Genomic DNA, 26,300 nt, shown 5'->3' on the forward strand with positions numbered 1-26,300 from the left:
CCGCTCGGTTCAACCGGTCGCGCCGCGCAGGTGGGTGAGCAGGCGTTGGTACTCGTCCGGTGTACCGATGGCGGTCCGATGCTGCGGGTGGGCGACGTAGTGGCTGACCACGGCGGCGAGGAACCGGGGTTCGACGCTGTCGACCGGCACGGTGGCGCGCCCGACCAGGCCACGACGTCGCGCCAGCGCGGGCTCGGCGACCGTCAGCGGAAGCCGCAACGGCGGCCGCTCGACGTCGCGGGGTACCGCGACGCCCGGCCCGGCCTCCCACGGGACCGTGCGCGAGCCGAGGAGCCCGATCGTGCGTACGCCGTCCGGGCTCAGCCGCACGTCGTCTCCGCGCCACGCCGCTACGACCAGCAGCGCGATCACCCCGAGCCAGAGCGCGCCCACGACGGCGTCGAACGTGGTCGAGATGCCCGCCTCGGTGGACCGCAGGTACGCGCCGACGGTCACGGAGGACTGCCCGAGGAGACCCAGGGTGAGCAGGACCCGCCACGCCGGGACGGGTGCGGCGAAGGCCGGGCGCCGCGGCAGCACCACCAGGGCGGCGCGGCGCCTGCCGAGGCTGATGATGGACAGGAGCAGGCCGGTCAGGGCGAGGAGGAGGATCAGCGGGACCAACGCATCCGCCACGTCCGGCGCGTACGCCATCGCGGCGGCGTTCCCGGCCGCCAGCAGCACGTCCGCCACCAGGATGGGACGTCGATGCCGCACCACGGCGGCCGAGATCGCGTCGATCACGCAGGCGACCCTAGCGAGGGGCGTCCACCCCGCTGATCGGCCGCGAGGCTCGTGATCGACTCCGCTACGCCGAGGTGGTGTGGATCACTGGTGACGCGGGACCCGGTAGGCCAGGTGGGTGACCCCGGTGCCCTCGACCACCCGGAACGGCCCCTCCAACTGCACCGGCGCGATCCCCAGCCCGGAGAAGAACGGGATCCCGTCGCCGAGCAGCACCGGCACCAGGTCCACGTGCACCTCGTCCAGCAACCCGGCCTCCAGCACCTGCCGCGCGATCGTCCCGCCGTTCACCCCGACCTCCTTGCCCCCGGCCAGGGCGTGGGCCCGCGAGATGGCTTGCTCGATGCCGTCGGTGACGAAGACGAACGACTCGCCCGCGGCTTCCCAGCCGTCCGGCACCCGGTGGGTCACCACGACCACGGGCTTGTCCAGCGGGTGCCGGCCGCCCCAGCCGTTGGTCAGGTCGAACAGCGTGCGGCCGACCACGAGCGCCCCGGTGCGCTCGACCAGCGCGCGGATGTGTTCGGCGCTGGCCGCCGAGGTCCGGAACGTCAGGTCCGGGTCGGCTGTCGGCACCTCGACGTCGCCGTTGCCGTACCACTGGAAGAGGTGCTCGAACCCGCCGTGCGACGGGTCGGCGATGTAGCCGTCCAGGGACACGGTCGCGCCGGTGGTCACCTTGTTCATCGTCTGCTCCTCGGGTCGCGTCGCCAGCTTTCACCCGGGGGTAGAAGCCGACCGGCCCTTCCTCGACATCCATACCGAAGAAGTCACCGGCGGGGTCGCAACCCGTCCAGCGCGGTGGCGACCAGGCGGTCCGTCCAGTCGGTGGTGAGCGGCCCGCCTCGGTGCAGCCAGCGCTGGAACACCGGTCCCCAGATCAGGTCCACCGCGACGTCGAGGTCGACATCCTCGGCGAGCTGTCCGGCCCGCTGGGCGCTGCGCAGGCGCTCCCGTTTCGCTTCCCGCAGCGGCCCGTCGAGTCGTTCGGCGTATGCCGCCGCCAGGTCGGGGTCGTGGGCGATCTCGGTGGCCAGTGCGCGCATCGGTGGCTCGTACCGGCTGTCGGTCAGTTCCGCCACCGTCGCGCGGAGCACCTCGGTCAGGTCGGCGGCCAGGTCACCGGTGTCCGGCAGGCGCACCGGCTCGCCCTCGGCGCCCTCGCTGAGCATGAGGAACGCGTCGAAGACGACAGCGCCCTTGGACGGCCACCAGCGGTAGATGGTCTGTTTGCCGACGCCGGCGCGGCTGGCGATGCCCTCGATGCTGATCTTCGCGTACTCGACCTCCTGGAGCAGGTCGAAGGCGGCGGTGAGGATGGCGCGGCGGGAGGCTTCCCGTCGGCGGGCCGTGTTCGGCGGCGTCATGGGAGCAGCATATCAACGAGACGAACCGTCTCGTCTTGACGACGAACGGCGTGAGGGTGCAGAGTCGAGACGGACCGTCTCGTCTCATCAACGGAGGGGAACACCGACATGCGTACCTGGTTCATCACCGGCGCCAGCCGCGGCCTGGGTCGGGCGTTCGCGGGAGCGGCGCTCGACCGGGGTGACCGGGTGGTCGCCGCGGCCCGGACCGTCACCCCCGACGACTTCGACGCGCGGCACGGCGACCGGCTGCTGACCCTGACCCTCGACGTGACCGACCGGGCGGCCGTATTCGCCGCCGTGGCCAGCGCGGTCGAGCACTTCGGGCGGCTCGACGTCGTCGTCAACAACGCCGGCACCCTGTCCATGGGCATGATCGAGGAGTTCACCGAGGCCGAGGCGCGCGCCCAGTTCGAGGTGAACGTCTTCGGCGCGCTGTGGGTCAGCCAGGCCGTGCTGCCGCACCTACGCGCCCAACGGTCCGGCCACATCGTGCAGGTTTCCAGCATCGCCGCGCTCGGTGGCTTCCCGAGCACCGGCATGTACAGTGCGAGCAAGTTCGCCCTGGAGGGCATGAGCGAGGCCCTGGCGGCGGAGGCGGCGGCCTTCGACGTCAAGGTCAGCATCGTGCAGCCCGGCGGCTACTGGACCGACCTCTACACCAGCGCCGGCGCCACCACCCCGATGGACGCCTACGCGCCGCTCCGCGCCGAGCTGGAGCGACAGTGGGCGGACGGCTCGGTCGACAGCGAGCCCCGGCTGGCCGCCGAGGCCCTGCTGCGACTCGTCGACAGCGACAACCCGCCGCTGCGGCTGCTGCTCGGCAGCATGGTCTACGACCTGGCGTTCGACATCTCCCGCCGACGGATGGACACCTGGGCCGGCTGGGAGCGGGTCAGCCGCGCCGCCGAGCACGCGGTGCCCGCTCCCGGGACGGCCGGTTAGAACGAGTACGTCTGGGCCACCGCCAGCATCTCCGAGCTGTGCGAGCCGACCACGCCCACGGTCGCCGGCCGGGGCCGGAAGCCGGGCAGCGCGTCCAGCCCGTCGCTGGCGTCCATCGCCCGCAGGCGTACCGAGTCGGACGACGGCACCAGCGTCAGCGTCACCTCGACGCCCTCCGGCGGCGGGGCGTGGAACACGATGCCGAAGCCCCACCGGCCCGCGCGCGCCTTCACCGGCACGTCCCGCCCGGCCACCGAGGCGGCCCGCACGGTGGCGGTGCCGGTGTCGACGTGCAACGTGAGCAGCCGCACCTGCCGCTGCGGGGTGACCCGCACCCGCAGCACCCGCTGGTCGCCGTCGCGGGAGTCGTCGAGCGTCTCCAGCTTCGGCGCGGGCAGGGCCGCCGCCGGGGCCGGGCCGGCGCGCAGCTCGCCGTCACCGATCCCGGGGAAGTCGTCGGCCACCGAGATGGTCCGGTCGACGTAGCGGTCGGTCCAGGGCTGCGGCCTGTCCTCGTGGCTGAGCCAGGCCGCCTTCTTCGTGCCGGCGTCCAGCGCGTACATCAGGTGGGTGGGCACGGGGTGGTCGGCGTCGAAACGGTCCACGGCGAGGCCGACAGCGGCGAGCACCGCCGCCGCGACGAACGCCGCGCCGGCCGGCAGCGCGCCGAGGCGGCGGGCGCGCAGCGCCAGCAGGCCACGCTGGCCGCCGGCGCGCGGGTGCAGCAGGTCCACCACCGGCAGCAGGGCCAGGCCCAGCAGCACCGCGACCAGCGCGGCCACCGCGCCCATGCCCATGCCGAGCGCCGGGAAGAGCAGCACCACCGGGGGCAGCAGGATCACCACGGCCACCGCGCCGGCCAGCGTCACCGCGACCACCGGCCACGGGCCGTCCAGCCGGGTGGCCAGCGCCGCGAGGCCGGCGACCGCGCCGGCCAGCGCCGGCAGGGTGGTCAGGTACGCGCCGCCGGGCACCAGCACGGCGAGCAGCACGCCGAACAGGGCCAGCCAGAGCAGGCCCCCGAAGGCCAGCGCGGCCGGGCCGACCCGGCGGCGGGACAGGGCGTACCAGCAGAGCAGCACCGTGGCGGCGAGCGCCACCACGGCGAGGCGGTACCAGACCGGACGGTACGGGTCGAGCAGCTCGGCGTACCCGGGTCGGATCGTGGTGACCGCGGCCCAGAGCAGCCACGCGCCCAGCGGGGCCAGGACGACCGGCACCAGGGACAGCCCGAAGCCGGCGGCGAGCGTGCCGACGGAGGCCCGGCCCCGGCGGCGCAGCAGCCAGCCCAGCGCGCCGACGGCGAGCAGCGCGGCCACCGCCAGCGGCAGGGTCAGCCAACCGGGGTAGCTGACCAGCCCGCCGAACACCGGGAAGTAGGTGTCGTCGTGGCCGGAGCGCAGGTCGCCCAGGTCGGTGCGGCCGAACTCGCGGGCCAGGCCGAGCGCGTTGTCGCCGTGCATCTGGAGGCTGCCCCGGTCCATCCGGGCCGGCACGTCCAGCGGGGTGTGGTAGATCGCGCCCCCGTCGATGTAGGCCGAGTTGAGGCCGACGAACTTCTGGTCGAGAAACGCGGTGAAGTCGGTGTCGTTGGGCAGCGCCCGGTAGATCTCCACCGCGAACGAGGTGCCCACCGGGTGCGGCGCGGCCCGGCCGAACACGTCCACCAGCTTCGCGTTGTTCCGCGACGTCTCGAACATGATCACCGGGCCGGTGGAGCCGCGCGCCTCCAGGTTGAGCACCACCCCGCCGTCGGCTGCCAACGGGTGGTCGGCGGCGAACCCGGCCGCGCCGCAGAGGCACGCCTCCTCCGCATCGGTGAGCACGAAGACCACGTCGTTGCGGGGGCGCGGGCCGGTGCTCAGCGCGCGGGCCACCTCCAGGATGGTGGCGGTGCCGGCGGCGTCGTCGTTACCGCCCGGCCCGGTCTGCACCGAGTCGTAGTGCGAGACCAGGAAGACCTTGCCGGTCGGGTCGGTGCCGGGGAGCCGGGCCACCACGTTCCGCACCCGGGCCAGCGTCGACCCGCCGGCCGCGCCGCTGAGCTGCCCCGCCTCGGGCGCCACCGCGTCCTGCACCTCGGTCTGAAGGCCCAGCCCGCGCAGCGCGCCGACCAGGTGTTCGCGTACCCGGTCGTTGGCCTCGCTGCCGGCCACGTGCGGCCGGGCCGCGATCACCTCGACGTTCCGGTACGCCCGGCCGGCGCTGAACTCGCCGGCCGGCGCGTCCGCCGGGCGCGGCGCCGGGGTGGCCAGACCGACCAGGACGCCCGCCCCGACGGCGAGCAGCGCGACAAGCGCGACGACGGCGGCGAGCAGCCGGCGACGAGGCTTGGCGAACGCCCGGTCGGCGGGGCGGGTGGGGGGTGCGCCCACGGGAACTCCTCGGGGTGGATCAACGGGGGTGGGCATCATCCTGCACCCCCGCCGGGCGCGGCGGCACTCCCGGCGTCGGTGCGTTGCCGGGCTGGCAGCGCTCCCGCGTAACATCGTGGGTCGGCCGCGTCGCTGTCCGGGTGGACGGGTCACCCACCCGCCACCCACGGCGGGGTTCGTGTTGTGTGCGACCGTTGTCTCCGCCAGGATCAGCAAGGGCACTCGGAAGGAGCCCGCCATCACCAGCGAACTCCCGCGACTCGCGGCGGTGGCCCGGCCGCACCGGGGGACCGACACACCGGGCGCCCCCGTCGTGCCCCGGGCCGGCTCGGCGCTGCACGGCGGCCTCCCGCCCGGCGAACGGCTGCGGGTGCTGCTGGTCGAGGACGACGAAGGCGACGCCTTCCTGGTCGGCGAGCTGCTCGCCGAGACCAACTCGATGATCGACCTGCTGGTCGCGACCAGCCTCAGCGAGGCCCGCCAGCGGGTGATGGGCGTCGACTGCGTCCTGCTCGACCTGGGCCTGCCCGACGCGCAGGGCCTGGACGGGCTGCGCCGGGTGCTGGAGATGGCCAGCGGCGCCGCGGTCTGCGTGCTCACCGGCCGCTCCGACGAGCACCTCGGCATCGTGGCGGTCGCCGAGGGCGCGCAGGACTACCTGGTCAAGGGCCAGGTCGACGGTGTGCTGCTGACCCGGGCGCTGCGCTACGCGGTGGAACGCAAACGGGCCGACGAGAACGCCCGCCGGCTACGCGAGGTGGAGCTGCGCCAGGCCGAGTCGGCCCGCCTGGAACGCGGTCTGCTGCCGCAGCCGCTGATGACCACCGACGAGGTGTCGGTGCACACGTTCTACCGGCCCGGCCGGCACGCCGCGCTGATCGGTGGCGACTTCTACGACGTGGTGCAGACCCGGCCGGACCGGATCGACCTGATCGTCGGCGACGTGTGCGGTCACGGCGTGGACGAGGCCGCGCTCGGGGTCGAGCTGCGCGTCGCCTGGCGGGCCCTGGTGCTGGCCGGGGTGCCCGACGACGAGGTGCTGCCCGCGCTGGAGCAGGTGCTGATGAGCGAGCGCCGGCTCCAGGAGATCTTCGCGACGGTGGCCACCGCCCGACTCGACCTGGCGTCCGCCCGGGCCACCGTACGGCTCGCCGGTCACCCGCCACCGCTGCTGCTCAGCGGCGGTAAGGTCGCCCCGGTGCCGGCCAAGGGCGGGCTGCTGCTCGGCGTCCGGCCCCGCCGCCCCGTCGCCTTCGACCTGGAGTTCGACACCGATGACTGGTCCCTGCTGATGTACACCGACGGCCTCATCGAGGGTCGGGTCGAGGGCGGCGACGAACGACTCGACGTGCCCGGGCTCACCGGCCTGCTCGCCGAACCGGCCAACCGCGCGGTGCCGCTGTCCGAGCTGCCCGCCTGGCTGGTCGGCCGCGCCGAGCAGATCAACGGCGGCCCGCTCGCCGACGACGTGGCGATGTTGCTGGTGACCCGGGGCAGCGGTCGGTGACGGTTCGAATGGAAGAGGCACGATGAAGGCGTACCAGCAGGGGTGGACGCTGCGGCGGCGGGTGGTCGCGCTGCTCGGCGTGGTCCTGGCGCTGCTGCTCGGGCTGGCCGCCGCGGAGGCGGCGGTCGCCGCCAAGAACCGGCAGAACATCGACGCGGTGCTGCTGAAGACCGGTCCGCTACGGGTCCAGGCGCAGGAGCTGATGAGCGTCCTGCTGGACCAGGAGACCGCGGTGCGCGGCTACGCCGTGAACGGCGACCGCAACGACCTCGGCCCCTACCAGGAGGGCGTCAAGCGCGAGCAGGCGTTGATCGCCTCGATCCGCGGGCTCTCCGCCGACTACCCCGACGTACGCCGGGAACTGGGCGTGGTCGAGCAGCAGACCACGCAGTGGCGGTCCCAGGTGGCCGAGCCGGTGATCGCGGCCACCGACCGTGGCGGCCCGACGGCCGGCCAGGCACTGATCACCGACCGGACCCGCCAGCAGTTCGACGGGATAAGGGCTTCCATCACCACGCTCCAGGACGAGGTCCTCACCGTCCGGAAGGAGACCGCCGACCGGGTCAACTCGACGAGCAACGCGCTGGTCGTGCTGTTGATCGTCGCGGCGCTGGTGGTGGCGGTGGCCGGCGCGGTCATGCTGCTCTCGCTCGACCGGATCCTGATCCGCCCGCTGGCCGGCCTGGTCGGCCAGGTGCGGGAGGTCGCCGACGGCGACTACCAGCACCGCATCGCCGGGTCCGGTCCGCCGGAGTTCCGCCGGCTCGCCGACGACATCGACCAGATGCGGCAGAAGATCGCCCAAGAGCTGGACGAGGTACGCCAGGCCCGGGAGCGGATCGAATGGGTCAACGACCAGCTCCAGAAGCAGGCCGAGGAGCTGACCCGCTCCAACCGTGACCTGGAGCAGTTCGCCTACGTGGCCTCGCACGACCTGCAGGAGCCGCTGCGCAAGGTGGCCAGCTTCTGCCAACTCCTCCAGCGCCGCTACGCCGGCCAGCTCGACGAGCGGGCCGACCAGTACATCGCGTTCGCGGTGGACGGCGCGCAGCGGATGCAGCGGCTCATCAACGACCTGCTGGCGTTCTCCCGGATCGGCCGGCTCACCACCGGGTTCACCGAGGTCGACCTGAACCGGGTGATGGGCGACGTGGCCGGTCAGACCGAGGCGGCCCGGCAGTACGCCGACGCGGAGCTGACCTGGGACGAGATGCCGACCATCCGCGGCGAGGAGCCGCTGTTGACCAACCTGCTGGTCAACCTGGTCAGCAACTCGGTGAAGTTCCGCCGCCCCGACGTGCCGTCGAAGGTGCACGTCTCGGCCCGGCTGGTCGACGGCGAGTGGGAGATCAGCTGCCGGGACAACGGCATCGGGATCGAGCCGGAGTTCGCCGACAAGATCTTCGTGATCTTCCAGCGGCTGCACTCCAAGGACGCGTACCCGGGGACCGGCATCGGGCTCGCCATCGTCAAGAAGATCGTGGAATACCACGGCGGCCGGGTCTGGGTGGACACCGAGGCCGAGGAGGGCACCACGATCCGGTTCACGCTGCCGGCGCTGGAGGCCGACGTCGAGGCGGCGAAGGCGGCCGGGGACGCGGAGGAGGCGGAGCCGACCGCCGAGGACGCGCCTGCGGACGACGCGGCGCAGCCGGACGGCGTGGCACGGGAAGAGCCGCCCACGGAGGCGGACCGACAGGATACAAACGGTGGCATGAAGGAGACGGTGGGATGACCGCGCCTGCGGACGGCAAGAGCCCGATCGAGGTCCTGCTCGTCGAGGACGATCCGGGTGACGTGCTGATGACCCAGGAGGCGTTCGAGGAGCACAAGCTCCGCAACCGCCTGACGGTCGTCTCCGACGGCGCCGAGGCGCTGGCCTACCTGCGCCGCGAGGGCCCGTACGCGGACGCGGTCACGCCCGACCTGATCCTGCTCGACCTGAACCTGCCCCGCCGGGACGGCCGGGAGGTGCTGGAGGAGATCAAGAAGGACGAGGTCCTCCGCCGGATCCCGGTCGTGGTGCTCACCACGTCCCAGGCCGACGAGGACATCCTGCGCAGCTACCAGCTGCACGCCAACGCCTACGTGACCAAGCCGGTGGACTTCGAGCGCTTCATCTCGGTGGTCCGCCAGATCGACGAGTTCTTCGTCAGCGTGGTCAAGCTGCCGCCGCGTGGCTGACCCGCTGCTGGACGACGTCGCCGCGCTGCTGCGGGAGGCCGCGGCCGACGTCGTCGTGCCGATGTTCCGCCGGCTCGACCCGTCCGACATCTCCGAGAAGGCGCCCGGCGAGGTGGTCACCGTCGCCGACCGCGAGGCCGAGAAGCTGATCTCCGAAGGGCTGCGGCGGCTGCGCCCCGGCTCGGTGGTGGTCGGCGAGGAGGCCGTCGCCGAGGACCCGGACCTGCTGCGGCACCTGCGAGGCAGCGGTGACGTCTGGTTGGTCGACCCGGTCGACGGCACGTCCAACTTCGCCGCCGGCAAGCGGCCGTTCGCGCTGATGGCGGCGTTGCTCACCGACGGCGTGCCGGTGGCCTCCTGGGTGTACGACCCGCTGGACGGCACGATGGCCGCGGGTCGGCTCGACGGGGGCACCACGCTGGCCGGCGCCCCGGTGCGGACCGACCGGCCGACGCCGGCGGCGGGCGCGTTGCGCGGCACCGCGATGACGAAGTTCCTGCCCGGCGACGTCCGCCGGGACGTCGAGGCCGGCGGTCGCCGGATCGGCGAGCTGCTGCCCGGCCAGCACTGCGCCGGCCGGGAATACCTGGACGTGCTCACCGGCGCGCAGCAGTTCGTGTTGTTCTGGCGCACGCTGCCGTGGGACCACACCCCCGGCACGCTGCTGGTCCGGGAGGCCGGCGGGGTCGCCCGCCGCTTCGACGGCACCGACTACCACCCGGCCGACGAGGGTCGGGGCCTGCTGGTCGCGGCCAGCCCGGAGATCTGGGACGACGTGTACGCGGCGCTGCTGGCGCGCTGAGCAGCGCTCGGCGACGTCGGCGACACGCTGCGTCGACGATCCGCCTTGTCGGCGGTCACGGATCTGGCGCGGCGCGCCTGGTCCGGTATCGTGACCGCGGTTGACGGAAGGACCATCACGTGCCCAGGACCAGGCTCACCGGCCGGCGGGTCCGCCGGTCGCTGCTCGCGCTGCTCGCCGCGACGGCCGTGCTGCTCGGCGCCGGCCTCGCCACGGCCGGCCCGGCCGCCGCCGCGCCCAGCCCGAACGCCCCCGACGAGGGCGACAGCAAGCAGCTCCGGGCGGCGCTGGAGGCCGCGGCGAAGGGCCACATCGACGCCCGCAACAAGCTGGACAACTCCAAGCGCCGCCAGGCCCAGCTGGCCGTCCAGCTCAAGGACACCGAGGCACGGCTGGTCGGGTTGACCGCCCAGGCCGGTGAGGTGGCGGTGCAGTCCTACCGGCAGGGCCGGCTGACAGCGGTGTCGATGCTGCTGGCCAGCTCCGGGCCGGACGACTTCCTGCACCGGGCCGCCGAGCTGGACATGATGGCGCAGCGCGACAGCCAGCGCCTCGGTGCCCTGGCCGCCGCGAAGGCCCAGCTCGCCGAGTCCAAGCTGGCCCTCGACGCCGAGGTCCGGGAACAGGCCAGGCAGGTCGCCGTGCTGGCCCGGAAGAAGAAGGACGCCGAGGTGGCGCTGGCGAAGGTCAGCTCCGGCGCCGGCTCCGGCTTCAACGGCGGCTCCTCGTCGGCCAAGCCCGCCCCCCGCAACTCGGACGGCTCCTGGCCGTCGGAGTCCTGCTCGGTGGACGACCCGACGCCGGCCAGCGGCTGCATCACGCCGCGCACCCTGCACATGCTCCAGCAGGCCAAGGCGGCGAGCTTCACGCGTTACGCCTCCTGCCACCGCAGCGGCGGCGGCGGGGAACACCCCAAGGGTCGGGCCTGCGACTTCTCCGCCGCCAGCGGCGGCTTCGAGGACCGCACCGCCACCGGCGGCGACAAGTCGTACGGCGACCGCCTCGCCAGCTGGGCGAAGAACAACGCGAACCGGCTCGGCATCATGTACGTGATCTGGTATCGGCAGATCTGGATGCCGAACACCGGCTGGCGGGCGTACAGCGGCGGTGGCAGCCCGGCCGCCGACCACACAAACCATGTTCACATCTCGATGTACTGACCCGAACCACCAGGAACGCCGCGTACCCTCGCGACGGTGAGCAGCACATCGTCCGACATCGTCATCGAGCCGGCGACCGACGCGCCGGCCGCGCCGCGCGCCCTGCCGAACGGGTTGGCCGCCTTCCTGGTCTTCCTCTCCAGCGGGGCGGTGCTGGTGCTGGAGACCGTCTCGCTGCGCCTGGTCGGCCCGTACGTCGGGGTGACCCTCCAGGTGACCAGTTCGGTCATCGGCATGGCGCTGGCCGCCATCGCGTACGGGGCGTGGATGGGCGGGTGGCTCGCCGACCGGCGGGACCCGCGCGCCCTGCTGGCCCCGGCTCTGGTGCTGGCCGGCATCGCCACCGCGGTCACCCTGCCCATCGTCCGGTACGCCGGTGAGGCGTTGCGCGGCGGCGCGGCCAGCGCGGTGCTCCTGCTGACCGCGTTGACCGTGCTGCTGCCCGCGGCGCTGCTCGCCGGGATCACCCCGCTCGTGGTGAAGCTCCAGCTCGCCGACCTGCGCCGTACCGGCCAGGTGGTGGGAAAGCTCTCCAGCATCGGCACGCTCGGCGGGATCACCGCCACGCTGGGCACCGGCTTCATCCTGGTGGCCGCGCTGCCCAGCTCGGTGATCGTGCTGGCGCTGGCCGCGGTGCTCGGCGTGACCGGGCTGGCGCTCGGGTTCTGGCTGCGGCGGCGGGACGGCTCGGGGCTGTCGACGCCGGGCCGGGCGAAGGCGGCGCTGGCGTTGCTCGGCCTCTCCGCCGCCGGGCTGACCGCGGCCGCGCCGAACCCGTGCGATGTGGAGACCGCCTACCACTGCGCCCGGGTGGAGGTGGACGCGGATTCGCCGGACGGGCGCACGCTCTTCCTCAACTCGGCCGAGCACTCCTACGTCGACCTGAGCGATCCGACCCGCCTGAAGTACTCGTACGCCCAGTGGGTCGGCCTGGTCGCGGACCTGGCGCGGCCGGCCGGGCAGCCGATGGAGGCGCTGCACCTGGGTGGCGGCGGCTTCACCGTGCCCGGCTACCTGGCCGCGACCCGGCCCGGCACCGACAACCTGGTCTTCGAGGTCGACGGCGGCCTGGTCGAGCTGGACAAGCGGGAGATGGGGCTGCGCACCGGGCCGAAGCTGCGGGCCGAGGTGGGCGACGCGCGGGTGCTGCTCGGCGGCGAGCCGGCCGACAGCCGGGACTTCATCGTCGGCGACGCGTTCGGCCACCTGGTGGTGCCCTGGCACCTGGCCACGAGGGAGATGGCCGCGGACATCCGGCGGGTGCTCCGGCCGGACGGGATCTACGTGCAGAACGTGATCGACTATCCGCCGGACCGGTTCATCCGGGCCGAGCTGGCCACCGTGTCGGCCGTGTTCGACCACGTCGCGCTGATCGCGCCGCCGGGCGCGATCGCCGGCCAGCACGGGGCGAACTTCGTGATCGTCGCCTCGGACGTGCCGCTGCCGCTGGCCGGGATCCCCGCCGGCCTGAAGCGTTTCCCCGAGCCGGCCGAGCTGCTCGACGAGGCGAGGACGGCCGCCTGGGTCGGCGACGCACGGGTCCTCACCGACGACTTCGCCCCGGTGGACCAACTCCTCGCGACCGCCTGATCGGGTGACTTTCCTGACCGATTCCGACCGGACAGGTGTACCGGGGGCCACTTCGGGCAACTGCACCGACCATGGGTGCAGCGGTCAGGAACGGCGTGCAGCTGCTGGGTGAGCGCTACCGCCTGGTCGAGCAGTTGGGCGCGGGCGGCATGTCGGTGGTGTGGCGCGGCTACGACGAGGTGCTCGGCCGGCAGGTGGCGGTCAAGGTGCTCGCCTCCCGGCTTGCCACCGACAAGGCGTTCCGGCACCGGATCCGCGTCGAGGCGCAGGCCGCCGCGCGGCTCTGCCACCCCAACATCACCAACGTGTACGACTACGGCGAGTCGGTCCAGGTCGGGCTGACCGTGCCGTACGTGGTCATGGAGCTGGTCGACGGCGGCCCGCTCAGCGGCCGGCTCGGCCGTGACGGGCAACTGCCCTGGCGGGAGGCGCTGACCATCGGCGCGGAGGTCGCCTCGGCGCTGGCCACCGCGCACGCCCGCGGCGTGGTGCACCGGGACGTGACCCCCGGCAACGTGATGCTCACCCCGACCGGCGTGAAGGTCGTCGACTTCGGCATCTCGGCGCTGGTGGGGGAGAGCGACAAGGGCCCGGACGGGGCGCTGCTCGGCACGCCCGCCTACCTCGCACCGGAGCGGCTCGACAACGGGCACGTCTCGCCGGCCACCGACGTCTACGCGGTCGGCCTGCTGCTCTATCGGATGCTCACCGGCCGGCTGCCGTGGCAGGCCAGCACCACCACCCAGATGCTGCGCGCGCACATGTACCAGGACCCGGACCCGATGCCGCCGGTGCCGGGGCTCCCCGGGCAGGTCGGTGACCTGGTCCAGCGCTGCCTGGCCAAGCGCCCGGAGGACCGACCGCCCACCCCCGAGGTGGCGCGGACGCTCGCCGAGGCCGCCGGGATCGCGTCGATCGTGCCGGTGTCGCCGGCGTTCGGTGGCGTCGACCCGGCGCTGACCGAGAACGCCGACACCACGATCCTGCCCTGGTCGGCGGCGACCGACGCGTTGCCGTACTCGGCGATCCGCACCCGGACCCGGCGGTCGGCGGCGCGGCGGCGCAAGGTGGAGGCCGGGGTGGCCGCCGCCGGGCTGATCGCGGTCACCGCCGCCATGTGGGGGGTGACGTCGCGCAGCCCGGCCAGCGGCGGGGTGGAGCCGACGGAGGCGCGGATGGGGTTGCCCGAGCCGGCGCCCTGCGCGGTCGACTACTCGCTGCGCCGCGACACCGGCAGGGACTTCTCGGCCGAGCTGACGCTCACCAACACCGGCACCCGGGAACTGCGCGACTGGACGATGAGCTTCAGCTTCCCCGGTAAGCAGGCGGTCACCACGGCGAAGCCGCCGGCACGCCAGGAGGGGCGGACCGTGTCGGTGGCGGCCCCGGCGGCCACCCCGGCGCTGGCGCCGGGCGCGTCGACGAAGCTCACGCTGGCCGGGCGCTACACCGGAAGCAACACGCTGCCGGTGGAGTTCAAGGTCGGTGGTAGGGCGTGCGGGGTGCAGGTGTCGGGCATCGCCGGGTCGGTGCCGATCACCACCGCGCCGAAGACCAAGGCGCCGGCCAAGCCGCCCGCGAAGACCACGAAGAGCGCCGCCAAGAGCGGGCCGGCGAAGGCGAAGCCGGCGCCGAAACCCAAGGCGGAACCGCCGAAGCCCGGCAAGAAGGGCAAGGAGGGCGGCAAGGGAAAAGGGTAGGCGAACAGCCGAAGGGGGGTGGGCCGGGCAAGCCCAAGGGGAAGGGCAAGGGCCCGAAGGGCTGACGGTCAGGTCGGTGCCGACGGTCAGGTCAATGCCGCGAAGCGCTGCACCTGGGTGATGCTGCCCTCCACGATGAGCACGCTCTCCGGTGCCAGCACCGTGTCCGGCCCGGCGTAGCGGAACGGCTCGCCGGGCAGCTTCGCGCCGACCACCATCACCCCGTACCTGTCGCGCGGGGCCACCTCGCGCAGCGCGCGGCCGACCAGCGGGGCCGGCACCCGGACCTTGGCGATCGCGAAGTCGTCGCCGAACTCGATGAAGTCGAGCATCCGGCTGACGATCAGGTGCGCCACCCGTTCGCCGGTCTCCGCCTCCGGGAACACCACGTGGTGCGCGCCGACCGAGTGCAGGATCTTGGCGTGCTTCTCCGAGGTGGCCCGCGCCCAGATCTGCGGGATGCCCAGCTCAGTGAGGGCCAGCACGGTGAGCACGCTGGCCTCGACCGAGGCGCCGATGGCGACCACCACCCGGGCGAAGTCGGCCACGCCGAGCTGGCGCAGCGCCATCTCCTCGGTGGCGTCGGCCTGCACCACCCGGTCCAGTTCGGCGGACCACCGCTGGACCCGCGCCGGGTCCCGGTCGATGGCGAGCACCTCGTGGTCGAGTCGCGTCAGCGCGCCGGCCAGGTGGTAGCCGAACCGGCCCAGGCCGATCACGACGACGCCGGCGTCGTCCGAGTGTCTAGCCGACAATGGGTTGCTCCTCCGGATAGCGGTACAGGCGTCGCCGGGTGTTCAACGCGATCGCCGACCCGAGGGTGAGCGGTCCGATCCGGCCGATGTACATGAGCGCCACCAGCAGATACTGGCCGGGCTCCGGTAGTCGTTGCGCGAGGCCGACGGTGAGGCCCGTGGTGCTGAACGCGGAGGTGATCTCGAACAGCGCGGCGTAGTAACGCACCTCGTCGGTCATCGCGATCAGCACGACCGTGCCACCGGCCACCAGCGCCACGCTGAGCAGGGCGACCGTCAGCGCCTGCCGTTGGCTGTTCGAGGACACCCGGCGGTGGCCGACGGTGGTGTCCGGCTCGCCGCGCAGCTCCGCCCAGATGGCGAAACCGAGCAGGAAGAACGTGGAGACCTTGATGCCGCCGGCGGTGCTGGCGCTGCCACCTCCGATGAACATCAGCCCGATCAGCATCGGATAGCTCTCCTCGGTGAGCCGTCCGACGTGGATCACGTCGAAGCCGCCGGTGCGGCTCAACGCGATCTGGGTGAACGCGGCGAGCACCTTGCCCGGCACGTCGAACGTGCCGAGCGTGTACGGGTTCCGCCACTCGGCCAGCAGCAGGTAGCCGAACCCGACGACGGTGAGCACCACGCTGCCCCAGACCGTGAGTTTGGTGGCGACCGCCCACCGGCGGGGCTGCCGCCACTCGCGTACCGCCTCGAACAGCGCCGGGAAGCCGAGCCCGCCGATGATCGCGCCGATGCTGAGCGGCAGCGCCACCCACGGGTCCCGGGAGAACGCGACCAGCCCGTCGGTGTAGAGGGTGAAGCCGCCGTTGTTGAACGCCTGGACGGAGTGGAACACCGCCGACCAGAGCGCCCGCCCGGCCGGGTAGTCGTAGACCAGCCAGAAGCGTCCGCTGATCACGGCGGTCATCAGCGCCTCGGTGACGAAGACGGTGGCCGCGATGCGCAGCAGCAGCCGGCGTATGTCGCCGAGACCGAACTCGGCGGTCTCGGCCTGCACGAGCAGCCGGTTGCGCAGGCCGAGCTGTCGGGAGACCGCCAGGATCACCAGGGACGCGCCGGTCAGGATGCCGAGCCCGCCGAGCTGGGTCAGCACGGTGATCATCACGAGCCCGAAGTCGTTCCAGTAGTTCGGCGTGTCGGTGACCGTCATGCCGGTCACCGAGACCGCCGAGGTGGAGGTGAACAGCGCGGTCAGGAACGGCGTCCAACGCTGCTGGCTGGTGGCCCAGGGCAGCATGAGCAGCCCGGTGCCGACCAGGATCACCGCCAGGAACCCGAGCGGCACCAGCCGTACCGGCTTCCGGAGCAGGCGGCGCATCCCGTCATCTTCCGTCCGGAGATTCACCGGCAGGTCAGGAACCGACCAACTGGACGTCAACCACGCCGGGTCTGCTGTGCGTACCCATCGACGACAGGAGACTGCGTTGCGACGTACCCTTTCCGCCCTCGGCGTGGCCGGCACGCTGCTCGCGGCGGCGGCCGTGGTGGTGCCGGCCGTGGCCGCCCAGGCCGGCCCGGACGCCCGCGCCGAGCGGCCCCGCGCGGCCCAGCGACCGCTCGTGATCGGCCATCGTGGGGCGAGCGGCTACCGCCCGGAGCACACCCTGGAGTCCTACCGGCTGGCCATCCGCCAGGGCGCCGACTTCATCGAGCCGGACCTGGTCTCGACGAAGGACGGCATCCTGGTCGCCCGGCACGAGAACGAGATCTCGGGTACGACGGACGTGGCGTCGCATCCCGAGTTCGCCGCCCGAAAGGCCACGAAGACCATCGACGGGGTCTCGGTGACCGGCTGGTTCACCGAGGACTTCACCCTGGCCGAGCTGAAGACGCTGCGGGCCAAGGAGCGGCTGCCGCAGGTGCGGGTGACCAACACCGCGTTCGACGGGCGGTTCGAGATCCCCACCTTCCAGGAGGTCGTCGACCTGGCCCGGACCGAGTCGAAGGCCCGCGGTCGGACCATCGGCGTCTACCCGGAGACGAAGCACCCCACCTACTTCGCGTCGATCGGTCGTGCGCTGGAGGAGCCGCTGGTGGCGGTGCTCCGCCGGAACCGGCTGACCCACCGCGACGACCCGGTCTTCGTCCAGAGCTTCGAGACCGCCAACCTGCGCAAGCTCGACACGATGATCGACGTGCGTCTGGTCCAGCTGATGGACGCGACCGGCGCGCCCTACGACTTCACCGCGGCCGGCGACCGCCGGACCTACGCCGATCTGGCGACCGCCACCGGCCTGGCCTGGGTGTCCCGGTACGCCGACGGCGTCGGCCTGAACAAGAACCTGATCGTGCCCCGCGACGGCACCGGCCGGCTGCTCGCGCCGACCTCGGTGATCCGGGACGCGCACCGGCTCGGCCTGGTGGTGCACGCCTGGACGTTCCGCGCCGAGAACCAGTTCCTGCCGCTCGACTTCCGCCTCGGCGCCGACCCGAACGCGCGCGGCGACATCACGTCCGAGTACGAACTCTTCCTCGGGCTGGGCCTGGACGGCGTGTTCGCCGACCAGCCGGACACCGCGGTGGCCGCCCGCGCCGGCCGCTGACCCGCGTACCGCTCGACGTCGGTCCGGCTCGCCCGCCTGGCGCGTTCCGCCCAGGCGGGCGGTCGGCGACCTGCGCCTGGCGGCTGTCGTTCGCTGCGGGCAGTTCCTGTTCCGTTGCCTTCAGAGCTGATATCAGAAACGACTCAACCCGGGCCGGCCGCTGCGAACAGCGCTGCCGCACGTCCGAGGTCCGGGTGGGAGCGTGGGTGGAGGTGACCAACGCTCACCATTGGCAAAGTGCCCCGGGAAACGGACATATCACCCAATACTGGCCTGGTTGTCCTGCGACAAGGGCAGGCGCTGTACGGGGGTTGTGAATGTCCATTCCTACGATGACACGTGCGCGGCGCCGGTGGTGCGCGGCCGCCGCCCTCACCCTGGTGGGCGGCCTGCTGCCGCTGATCGGGCCGCAGGCGGCGACGCCGGCCCGCGCCGCCGACGCCACCCACGCGACGCTCGTCGTCAACAAGGGCGGCGACCGCACCGGCGAACAGACCGTGGGGCCGCTGGCCGGCGCCACCTTCGACTTCTACGCGGGCGTCAGCGGGACGCGGCCCGGCCCGGGCGCCACGCCGGACGCGTCCTGCACCACCGACGCCAGCGGCAGGTGCGCGGTCGACGTGCCCGGGCGGACCGGCACGAACCAGGGCTACTGGATCGTCGAGCGCAGCGCGCCGAGCGGCTGGCGCGTCGTCGACAGCCTGGTCACCGGCAACGGGGGTAGCGCGCCCTACCAGTCCACCCCGTACAACGGGGTGTTCACCGGGGCGGTGGCCAACAATCAGACGTACACCTTCCCGGCGGTGACCACCGGGAACACCAACCGGACCGCGCGCGGCGCGGTCTGGGCCGACGAGCGCGACAACCCGGCGCTGCCCGCCTCGTGCGGCCTGCGCGTCGCGCTGCTGATCGACGTGTCCGGGTCGATCCGGCCGGACCTGCCGGTGGTGAAGAACGCCGCCAACGGCTTCGTGGACGCGCTGACCGGCACGCCGTCGGAGATCGGCCTCTACACGTTCGCCACGAACGCCAACGCGGTGCTGAACCCGGTCCCGGTCTCCGACCCGAGCGGGGCCAACACGGTCAAGGCCGCGATCAACGGCCTCACCGCCAACGGCTCCACCAACTGGGACCAGGGCCTGTGGCAGATCGCCGCCGCGCCGTACGACTACGACGCGGTCATCGTCCTGACCGACGGCAACCCCACCGTGTACGGCCCGCCGCCCGCCCAGGGGTCCGGCAGCTTCACCCGCTTCGTGGAGGTCGAGAACGGCATCTTCTCCGCCAACGCGGTGAAGGCGCAGGGCACGCGGGTGGTCGCGGTCGGCGTCGGCGCCGGTGTCTCCGGCGCGCCGGACAACCTGGTCGCCATCTCCGGGCCGGTCGCCAACTCCGACTACTACCAGACCGACTACGACCAACTCGCCGCCGTATTCCGGGAACTCGCCCTGGAGAACTGCCGGGGTACGGTCAGCGTGGTCAAGATGGTGATCCCGCCGGGCGGCGGTGACCCGCAGCCGACCGGTGGTTGGACGATCTCGTCCAGCAGCACCGGCGTGACCCCGCCGAGCGCCGTCACCGACACCGCCACCGGCGCGGTCAGCCTCGCCGTCGACCTCGGCACCCAGCCCGGTCGGGCGGTGGCGATCGCGGAGACGCCGCAGGCCGGGTACGCCCTGGTGCAGCAGGACGGCCTCAACGCCACCTGCACGGCCGGCGGCCAGCCCGTGCTGGTGACGAACAACGGCGACGCCGGCTTCAACGTGGACGCGCTCGCCAACGACGCGGTGAGCTGCGTAATGATCAACCAGGCCGAACCCACGCCGGCGACGGTGGTGGTGAACAAGACCTGGGTGGTCAACGGGCAGACCGTCCCGGACCCGCAGCAGGACGTCTCCATCCAGGCCGGGCTGCTGCTGCCCGGCGTCGACCAGCCGGCCTGGGGCGTGGAGTACCACACCTTCCAGGCGGGGCAGTCGGTCGTCATCGACGAGACCATCACCGCACTGCCGCCCGGGTGCAGCAACACGGCAAGCGGCGACCTCGGTGAGCAGACGCTCGCCGCCGGCGCCAACACCTACCAGATCACCAACACGGTGACCTGCGAGACGAAGCTGATCCTGGCCAAGTCGGTGCAGAACCCGTACGGGCCGCCGGCGCCGCCGGCGACGGCCTGGGACCTGACCGCGCACGGGCCGAACGGGTTCACCGTGAAGAGCGGCGACCCGGCCCGACCGGTCGTCGCGGAGGCGATCTACTCGCTCGGCGAGAGCGCCGTGCCCGGCTTCACCCAGACCGTGGTGCCGGGCGCGGTGATCGTGCCGCCGGCCACCGGTAGCTGGAGCTGCGGGGTCCGGGAACGCGCCGGTCCGGGGGTCAACCCCGACTTCGGTGGCGAGAACGGCCAGGTGGCCGTGCAGATCGGGCAGACCGTGGTGTGCATCGCGGTCAACCAGGCCCAGCCGGCGCTGCTGACCCTGGTCAAGGAGGTGCGCAACACCCACGGTGGCACCGCCGTGCCGACCGACTGGGTGCTCAACGCCACCCCGCCGGCCGGGTCCGCCACGCCGGTCACCGGCCGCAGTGGCGAACCCGCGGTGACGAAGGCGGCGGTGAACCCGAACCTGGCCTACCGGCTCGCCGAGAGCGACGGCCCGGCCGGGTACGAGCAGGTCGGCACGCCCACCTGCGTGCTCACCGGCACCTCCACGCCGGTCCAGACGCCGGACAACGTGCTGACGCCGACGTTCGGGCAGGACATCACCTGCACGTTCGTCAACGCCGACGTGCCGCAGCCGCCGGCCACCGGCACGGTCACGCTGGTCAAGGAGGTGGCGAACACCTACGGGGGTACCGCCAAGCCGACCGACTGGGTGCTGGGCGCCACCCCGCCGCAGGGCTCCGGGGCGAACCCGGTCAGCGGGCGCAGCGGTGAGGCGGCGGTGACCGACGCCGTGGTGACGGCCGGCGTGCCGTACGGCCTCAGCGAGAGCGGCGGTCCGGCCGGGTACGAGCTGACGGAGCTGCGCTGCGTCTTCAACGACACCGGTGAGCCGGCGCCCACCCCGGGCAACGTGCTCACCCCGGCCGCGGGCCGTGCGTACACCTGCACCTGGCGCAACGGGCAGCTCGACCCGAACGGGGCGCACCTGACCCTGGTCAAGAAGGTCTGGGGCAAGGCCGCGCCGACCGACTGGACGCTGACCGCGGCGCCGGGCAACGCGGCGACGCCGATCAGCGGGCCGTCCGGCAGTCCCGAGGTGACGGCGGTGCCGGTGCAGGTCGGCGTCGGCTACCGGCTCGGCGAGTCGGGCGGGCCGAAGGGCTACCAGCAGGTCGGGCCGCCGGAGTGCGTGCTGACCGGCACCGACACCCCGGTTCCGGTGGTGGACGGGGTGGTCACCCCGGCGCGGGGGCAGGACATCACCTGCACCTTCACCAACCGGATGGCGGAGAAGCCGTTCCCGCCGTTCCACCCCGGCAAGCACCTGCCGGTCACCGGCATGAAGCTGACCGGACTGATCGGTGGCGGCGCGCTGGCGATGACCGGCGGCGTGGTGCTGATCGTCCTGGGCTGGCGACGACGCCGGACGATGTGACCGATCAGGGTCGGCCGGTGAAGGGCTGACCGGGGGCGGCGGCCCGGCGGGAGATTTCCCGCCGGGCCGTCGCGCGTCCGCCGTCCGCGATGGGCCGCTCCGACATTGCGGCCGGGTCCCGCGTGGTGGGCCGGGCCATCCCGGGTCGGTGGGGTTACCAGGCGATGTCCGACGTTGTAACGTGCGGCCATCCCGCTCCGGAGACTTGTGTGCGCCGACCACATAGCCCGTGGGTGACGTCACTTCTAGCGTGAGCCGACAACTGACATTCCCCTGTCCTCACCTGGAGTCGCAATGACGATCCGGCACACGCGACGGGTGTTCCTTTCCGCCGCCACGATGATGGCGGCCGCGCTGGCCGCCACGGCCTGTGGCAGCCCGCAGGACACCGCCTCCGGCGGCGGCGACGCCGCGCCGGTCAAGGTCGGTCTGGTCTACTCCCAGTCCGGGCCGCTGGCCAGCTACGGCAAGCAGTACATCGAGGGGTTCAAGGCCGGCCTCGACTTCGCCACCAAGGGCACCGGCAAGGTCGGTGACCGGAAGATCGAGGTGACCGAGGCCGACGACGCCGGCGACCCGGCCAAGGCGGTGTCCGCGGCCAAGGACCTGATCGGCAAGGGCACGAAGATCATCGCCGGGTCCACCTCCTCCGGAGTGGCGCTCCAGGTGGCCCCGATCGCCGCGCAGAACAAGGTGCTGTTCATCTCCGGCCCGGCCGCCACCGACGCGGTGACCGGCGCGAACAAGTACACCTTCCGCTCCGGCCGGCAGTCCTGGCAGGACGTGGTGACCGCGAAGTCGTTCATCGGCGACGCGGCCGGCAAGAAGGTCGTCGTCTTCGCCCAGGACGGCGCGTTCGGTGACGCCAACGAGGCCGCCGTCAAGGCCGTGATCGGCGGCGCCGGCGCGACCGTGAGCAGCGTCCGCGCTCCGGCCAGCGCCACCGAGTTCACCCCGTTCGCCAGCCAGATCAAGGCCGCCAAGCCGGACCTGCTCTTCGTCGCCTGGGCCGGCACCACCGCCGGCGCCATGTGGCAGACGCTCGACCAGCAGGGCGTACTCGCCGCCACCACGGTCGTCACCGGCCTGGACATCCGCGCCTCCTGGCCGACGTTCGGCGCGGCCGGCAGCAAGATCTCCTTCCTGTCGCACTACTTCGACGGGGCCAGCGACACCGAGGCGGCCAAGGCCGCCAAGGCGAAGATCGCCGGCGGCACGCTCGACCTGTTCCACCCGGACGGGTTCGCCGCCGCGCAGATGGTCGTGCGGGCCGTGCAGGAGGGCGGCGACGACGTGGACAAGATGGTCACGGCGCTGGAGGGCTGGGAGTTCGAGGGCGTCAAGGGCACCATGAAGATCCGCGCCGAGGACCACGCGCTGCTCCAGCCGATGTACCAGGCCAAGCTCACCGGCAGCGGCACCGCGTTCACGGCCACCGCGCAGAAGACCCTGACCGGTGACGAGAGCGCGCCGCCGGTCGCGCAGATGAAGGGCTGACCGATGCTCGCCACCCGCGGTCTGACCTGGCGGATCGGTGAGGTCGCCATCGTCGACTCCGTCTACCTCGACCTGAAGCCGGGGGAGTTCCTCGGCGTGATCGGGCCCAACGGCGCCGGCAAGACCTCACTGTTCAACCTGATCACCGGCCTGCGCCGGCCCACCGAGGGCAGGGTCGTGCTGGACGGGGCGGACGTCACCACGCTCCCCCCGCACCGGCGGGCCCGGCTCGGCCTGGGGCGTACCTTCCAGGCGTCCTCGGTCTTCGGCTCGCTGACGGTGCGGGAGAACGTCCGGCTCGCCGTACAGGCGCACCGGGGTGGCTCGATGAAGCTGTGGCGGCGGGCGGCGGCCGACCGGGAGGTGGCCGCCGCCGCCGACGCGGCGCTCGACCGGGTCGGCCTGCACCACCGGGGTACGGCGCTGGCCGGCACGCTCGCCCACGGCGAGAAGCGCAAGCTGGAGATCGCCCTGCTGCTCGCCGGGGAACCCCGGGTGATGCTGCTGGACGAGCCGATGGCCGGGGTGAGCGCCGAGGACGTGCCCGAGCTGGTCAGCGTGATCAGGTCGCTGACCGGGGACAGCGGGCGGGCGGTGCTCATGGTGGAGCACCACATGGACGTGATCCTGGAGCTGGCCGACCGGATCGCCGTGATGCACCACGGCGCGCTGCTGGCCTGCGACACCCCGGACACGGTGATGGCCAACGCCACCGTGCAGGAGGCGTACCTGGGGGAGTCCCTATGACTGAGCCTGTCCTGAGCGTGGAGGACCTGTCCGTGCGGATCGCCGGGCTGCACATCCTCCAGGGCGTGTCGTTCGAGGTGGCGCCGACCGGCGTCACCGTGCTGCTCGGGCGCAACGGCGTCGGCAAGACCACCACGTTGCGGGCGATCGTCGGCCTCACCCCGCGCAACGGCGAGGTGCGTGGCACGGTGCGGATGGGCGCGCAGAGCCTCCTGGCCCGCCCCACCCACCGGCTGGTCCGCGGCGGCCTCGGCTACGTGCCGGAGGACCGCTGCGTCTTCGCCGGGCTCACCGTCGCGGAGAACCTGCGGCTCGCCGAACGGCGGGGCACCACCCCGGCGTACGACAAGGTCTTCGCGCTCTTCCCGGAGCTGGACCGGCGCGGACGGCAACGGGCCGGCTCGCTCTCCGGCGGGCAGCAGCAGATGCTCGCCATCGGCCGGGTGCTGCTCAACGACAACCGGCTGCTGCTGGTCGACGAGCCGACCAAGGGGTTGGCGCCGAAGGTGGTGACCGAGGTGGCCGAGGTGCTGGAACGGGTGGCGGAATCCGTGCCGGTGCTGCTGGTCGAGCAGAACCTGGCGGTGGTGCGGCGGCTGGCGTCCGACGCGGTGGTGCTCTCCGCCGGTCGGGTCGCCTGGACCGGCGACGCCCGCGAGCTGCTGCTGGAGACCGCGCTGACCAAGTCGCTGCTGGGCGTCGGTTCCGGGGAGGTGCACGCCTGATGAACACGGTGGTTCTGCTGACGCTGACCGGGCTCGGCCTGGCGGCGCTCTACTTCCTCGTCGCCTCCGGCCTGTCCCTGGTCTTCGGCCTCGCCGACGTGCTCAACTTCGCGCACGGCCTGTTCCTCGGCGTCGGCGCGTACGCGACCTGGTGGGCGGCGGGCAACCTGCCCGGCGCCGGGCCGGACGGCCTCGGCTTCGTGGTCGCGGTGCTCTTCGGGGTGCTGGCCGGCTCGCTGGTCGCGGTGCTCGTCGAGCTGGTGCTGATCCGGCCGCTCTACTCCCGCACCATCGAGCAGGTGCTGGTCACCGTCGGCCTGTCGCTGGCCGGCGTGGCGTTGCTCCAGGCCACCTGGGGCGCGGACCCGCGGACGTTCCCCCGCCCCGACTGGAGCCGCGAGGTGACAGCGGTGCTCGGTGCGCAGGTGCCGAACGCCGGGCTGCTGCTGATCGTCGCCGCCGTGGTGGTGCTCGGCGCGCTGCTGGCATTCCTGCGCTGGACCCGGTACGGCCTGATCATCAGGGCCGGGGTGGAGAACCGGGAGATGGTCACCGCGCTCGGCATCGACGTGCGTAAGGCGTTCACGCTGGTCTTCGCGATCGGCGGGGCCGCCGCCGCGCTGGCCGGCGCGCTCGGCGGCGTCTACTTCGGCACCGTCTCGCCCGGCCAGGGCGGTTCGCTGCTGATCTTCGCCTTCATCGTGGTGGTGATCGGTGGGATGGGCTCGGTGGTCGGGTCCGCGTACGCGGCGGTCGCGGTGGGGCTGCTGCAACAGTTCGTCAACTACTACGGCACGTCCGGCCTGGGTGACCTGTGCGTGGTCGGCCTGCTCGCCGTGGTGCTGCTGCTGCGTCCGCAGGGTCTGGCCGGAAAGGTGGCTCACGCATGACCAACTCGGTGGTCGACGCGCCCCCGGCGCAGGTGCCCGACGAACTGACCCCCGGGCGTTCCCGCTGGCACGGCCTCCGCCCGTACCTGCCGTTGGTGGCCCTGGTGGTGGCGGCGGTGCTGCCGTACTCGACGCTGAACCTGCCCGGCATCTTCGAGGGGCCGCTCAACTCGCCGGGGACGCTGCAACTGCTCGCCATCTGCCTGGTCTTCGGCGGCCTCGCGGCCGGCTACGACCTGCTGTTCGGGCGCACCGGAATGCTCTCCTTCGGGCACGCGCTCTACTTCGCCGCCGGCGTGTACGGCACCGACGTACTGGTCACCAAGGCAGGGCTGCCGCTGTGGCAGGCGGCCGTGCTGACCGTCATCGGTGGGACCACGCTGGCCGCGCTGCTCGGCGCGGTCGCGCTGCGCACCGTGGGCATCGCGTTCGCCATGGTGACGCTGGCGTTCGCGCAGGTCGGGGCGATCCTGGTGGCCCGGGACTTCGGCGGCCTGACCGGCGGCGAGGAAGGGCTGCCGCTGGACGTGTCCGGGCTGCCGGCGGCGCTGGTGGGCGTCACCAACACGGTCAACCTCTACTGGCTGGCGCTGGCCTACCTGGCGCTCGTGGTGCTGGTGGTGCACCGGGTCAGCGGCTCGCCGACCGGGCGGGTGCTGGCCGGGCTGCGCGACGACGAGCGGCGGATCGGGGTGCTCGGGCTCGACCCGTACCGGTTCAAGCTTGTCGCGTTCACCCTGGCCGGCGGCCTGGCGAGCGCCGGCGGGGTGGTCTACGTGCTGATCGTGGGCGGGGCCAGCCCGCACATCACGTCGTCCGAGCTGACGCTGTCGCTGCTGGTCATGGTGGTGCTCGGCGGCCCGGGCACCCGGTGGGGCCCGGTGCTGGGCGGCATCCTCTACATGTACCTGGACCACCGCCTGACCGCGTTCGGCAGCAGCGACGCGGTCAACAGCCTGCCGGCCTTCCTGAGCCATCCCCTGAGCCAGCCCCTGTTCGTCCTGGGCACCGTCTTCATCCTGGCGGTCTACTTCTTCCCCGGCGGCCTGGCCAGCCTGAAGTCCCGCCTGATCCCCCTCACCCGGGCACTGACTCGTCGATCATGAAGTTGGCGGCGCGACACGCCGTGTCCGTTGCCGCTAACTTCATGGTCAACGGGGTTCG

At 72.8% G+C, this 26,300-nt stretch carries 21 protein-coding genes; 15 read left to right on the forward strand and 6 right to left on the reverse strand.

Annotated features, from left to right (window positions below; genetic code table 11):
- Window positions 1-9: 9 nt before the first annotated feature.
- From O7598_RS02425 to O7598_RS02435, 3 genes are all read right to left on the reverse strand, one after another.
- Window positions 10-744, reverse strand: coding sequence for a hypothetical protein (locus O7598_RS02425; RefSeq protein ID WP_269689826.1), 735 nt, complete (start codon window positions 742-744; stop codon window positions 10-12).
- An 84-nt stretch (window positions 745-828) separates the two neighbouring features.
- A complete protein-coding gene (locus tag O7598_RS02430; RefSeq protein WP_269689827.1) occupies window positions 829-1,431 on the reverse strand; it encodes a dihydrofolate reductase family protein in 603 nt (200 codons plus the stop codon).
- Between the two features lie 83 nt (window positions 1,432-1,514).
- Window positions 1,515-2,111 carry a TetR/AcrR family transcriptional regulator gene (locus O7598_RS02435; protein WP_269689828.1) on the reverse strand — a complete coding sequence of 199 codons (597 nt, stop codon included), beginning with the start codon at window positions 2,109-2,111 and terminating at the stop codon, window positions 1,515-1,517.
- 108 nt (window positions 2,112-2,219) lie between these two features.
- Here O7598_RS02435 and O7598_RS02440 point away from each other — a divergent pair, with 108 nt between their 5' ends.
- The gene (locus O7598_RS02440) at window positions 2,220-3,056 is read left to right on the forward strand and encodes an SDR family oxidoreductase (RefSeq protein WP_269689829.1); all 837 of its coding nucleotides are present in this window, start codon (window positions 2,220-2,222) and stop codon (window positions 3,054-3,056) included.
- Here O7598_RS02440 and O7598_RS02445 read toward each other — a convergent pair.
- Window positions 3,053-5,431 (reverse strand): M28 family peptidase, encoded by a 2,379-nt coding sequence (locus O7598_RS02445; RefSeq protein ID WP_269689830.1) that lies wholly within the window; start codon window positions 5,429-5,431, stop codon window positions 3,053-3,055. The genes O7598_RS02440 and O7598_RS02445 overlap by 4 nt on opposite strands.
- Window positions 5,432-5,744: 313 nt before the next feature.
- On the opposite strand from O7598_RS02445, the gene O7598_RS02450 reads away from it, so the two are divergent.
- The 7 genes from O7598_RS02450 (at window position 5,745) to O7598_RS02480 (ending at window position 14,374) form a co-directional block, all read left to right on the forward strand.
- Entirely contained in the window at window positions 5,745-6,938 is a 1,194-nt protein-coding gene (locus tag O7598_RS02450; RefSeq protein ID WP_269689831.1) for a PP2C family protein-serine/threonine phosphatase, read from the forward strand.
- 22 nt (window positions 6,939-6,960) lie between these two features.
- Window positions 6,961-8,673, forward strand: coding sequence for a sensor histidine kinase (locus O7598_RS02455; protein ID WP_269689832.1), 1,713 nt, complete (start codon window positions 6,961-6,963; stop codon window positions 8,671-8,673).
- A complete protein-coding gene (locus O7598_RS02460) occupies window positions 8,670-9,122 on the forward strand; it encodes a response regulator (protein WP_269689833.1) in 453 nt (150 codons plus the stop codon). The genes O7598_RS02455 and O7598_RS02460 overlap by 4 nt, the downstream gene beginning before the upstream one ends.
- Complete coding sequence (locus O7598_RS02465; protein WP_269689834.1) at window positions 9,115-9,924, forward strand: inositol monophosphatase family protein; 810 nt, start codon at window positions 9,115-9,117, stop codon at window positions 9,922-9,924. The genes O7598_RS02460 and O7598_RS02465 overlap by 8 nt, the downstream gene beginning before the upstream one ends.
- Before the next feature lie 119 nt (window positions 9,925-10,043).
- The gene (locus tag O7598_RS02470) at window positions 10,044-11,084 is read left to right on the forward strand and encodes a coiled-coil domain-containing protein (protein ID WP_442929786.1); all 1,041 of its coding nucleotides are present in this window, start codon (window positions 10,044-10,046) and stop codon (window positions 11,082-11,084) included.
- A 36-nt stretch (window positions 11,085-11,120) separates the two neighbouring features.
- On the forward strand, window positions 11,121-12,674 hold the full coding sequence (locus O7598_RS02475; RefSeq protein ID WP_269689835.1) for a fused MFS/spermidine synthase: 1,554 nt from the start codon (window positions 11,121-11,123) through the stop codon (window positions 12,672-12,674).
- A 71-nt stretch (window positions 12,675-12,745) separates the two neighbouring features.
- On the forward strand, window positions 12,746-14,374 hold the full coding sequence (locus O7598_RS02480) for a serine/threonine-protein kinase (protein ID WP_269689836.1): 1,629 nt from the start codon (window positions 12,746-12,748) through the stop codon (window positions 14,372-14,374).
- Window positions 14,375-14,460: 86 nt separating this feature from the next.
- On the opposite strand, the gene O7598_RS02485 is transcribed toward O7598_RS02480, so the two are convergent.
- On the reverse strand, window positions 14,461-15,129 hold the full coding sequence (locus O7598_RS02485) for a potassium channel family protein (RefSeq protein ID WP_269689837.1): 669 nt from the start codon (window positions 15,127-15,129) through the stop codon (window positions 14,461-14,463).
- Window positions 15,119-16,453 carry a TrkH family potassium uptake protein gene (locus O7598_RS02490; protein WP_269689838.1) on the reverse strand — a complete coding sequence of 445 codons (1,335 nt, stop codon included), beginning with the start codon at window positions 16,451-16,453 and terminating at the stop codon, window positions 15,119-15,121. The genes O7598_RS02485 and O7598_RS02490 overlap by 11 nt, the downstream gene beginning before the upstream one ends.
- A gap of 106 nt (window positions 16,454-16,559) precedes the next feature.
- Here O7598_RS02490 and O7598_RS02495 point away from each other — a divergent pair, with 106 nt between their 5' ends.
- From O7598_RS02495 to O7598_RS02525, 7 genes are all read left to right on the forward strand, one after another.
- The gene (locus tag O7598_RS02495; protein ID WP_269689839.1) at window positions 16,560-17,678 is read left to right on the forward strand and encodes a glycerophosphodiester phosphodiesterase; all 1,119 of its coding nucleotides are present in this window, start codon (window positions 16,560-16,562) and stop codon (window positions 17,676-17,678) included.
- A 332-nt stretch (window positions 17,679-18,010) separates the two neighbouring features.
- Complete coding sequence (locus O7598_RS02500) at window positions 18,011-21,277, forward strand: VWA domain-containing protein (RefSeq protein ID WP_269689840.1); 3,267 nt, start codon at window positions 18,011-18,013, stop codon at window positions 21,275-21,277.
- Window positions 21,278-21,571: 294 nt separating this feature from the next.
- Window positions 21,572-22,774 (forward strand): substrate-binding domain-containing protein, encoded by a 1,203-nt coding sequence (locus O7598_RS02505; protein ID WP_269689841.1) that lies wholly within the window; start codon window positions 21,572-21,574, stop codon window positions 22,772-22,774.
- A gap of 3 nt (window positions 22,775-22,777) precedes the next feature.
- Window positions 22,778-23,521 (forward strand): ABC transporter ATP-binding protein, encoded by a 744-nt coding sequence (locus O7598_RS02510; protein WP_269689842.1) that lies wholly within the window; start codon window positions 22,778-22,780, stop codon window positions 23,519-23,521.
- Window positions 23,518-24,246 carry an ABC transporter ATP-binding protein gene (locus O7598_RS02515; protein ID WP_269689843.1) on the forward strand — a complete coding sequence of 243 codons (729 nt, stop codon included), beginning with the start codon at window positions 23,518-23,520 and terminating at the stop codon, window positions 24,244-24,246. The genes O7598_RS02510 and O7598_RS02515 overlap by 4 nt, the downstream gene beginning before the upstream one ends.
- Entirely contained in the window at window positions 24,246-25,136 is an 891-nt protein-coding gene (locus O7598_RS02520; RefSeq protein ID WP_269689844.1) for a branched-chain amino acid ABC transporter permease, read from the forward strand. The genes O7598_RS02515 and O7598_RS02520 overlap by 1 nt, the downstream gene beginning before the upstream one ends.
- Window positions 25,133-26,242, forward strand: coding sequence for a branched-chain amino acid ABC transporter permease (locus O7598_RS02525; RefSeq protein ID WP_269689845.1), 1,110 nt, complete (start codon window positions 25,133-25,135; stop codon window positions 26,240-26,242). The genes O7598_RS02520 and O7598_RS02525 overlap by 4 nt, the downstream gene beginning before the upstream one ends.
- Window positions 26,243-26,300 lie beyond the last annotated feature (58 nt).

Origin of the sequence: Micromonospora sp. WMMC241 (assembly GCF_027460165.1) — a bacterium.
Classification (GTDB): domain Bacteria; phylum Actinomycetota; class Actinomycetes; order Mycobacteriales; family Micromonosporaceae; genus Micromonospora; species Micromonospora humi.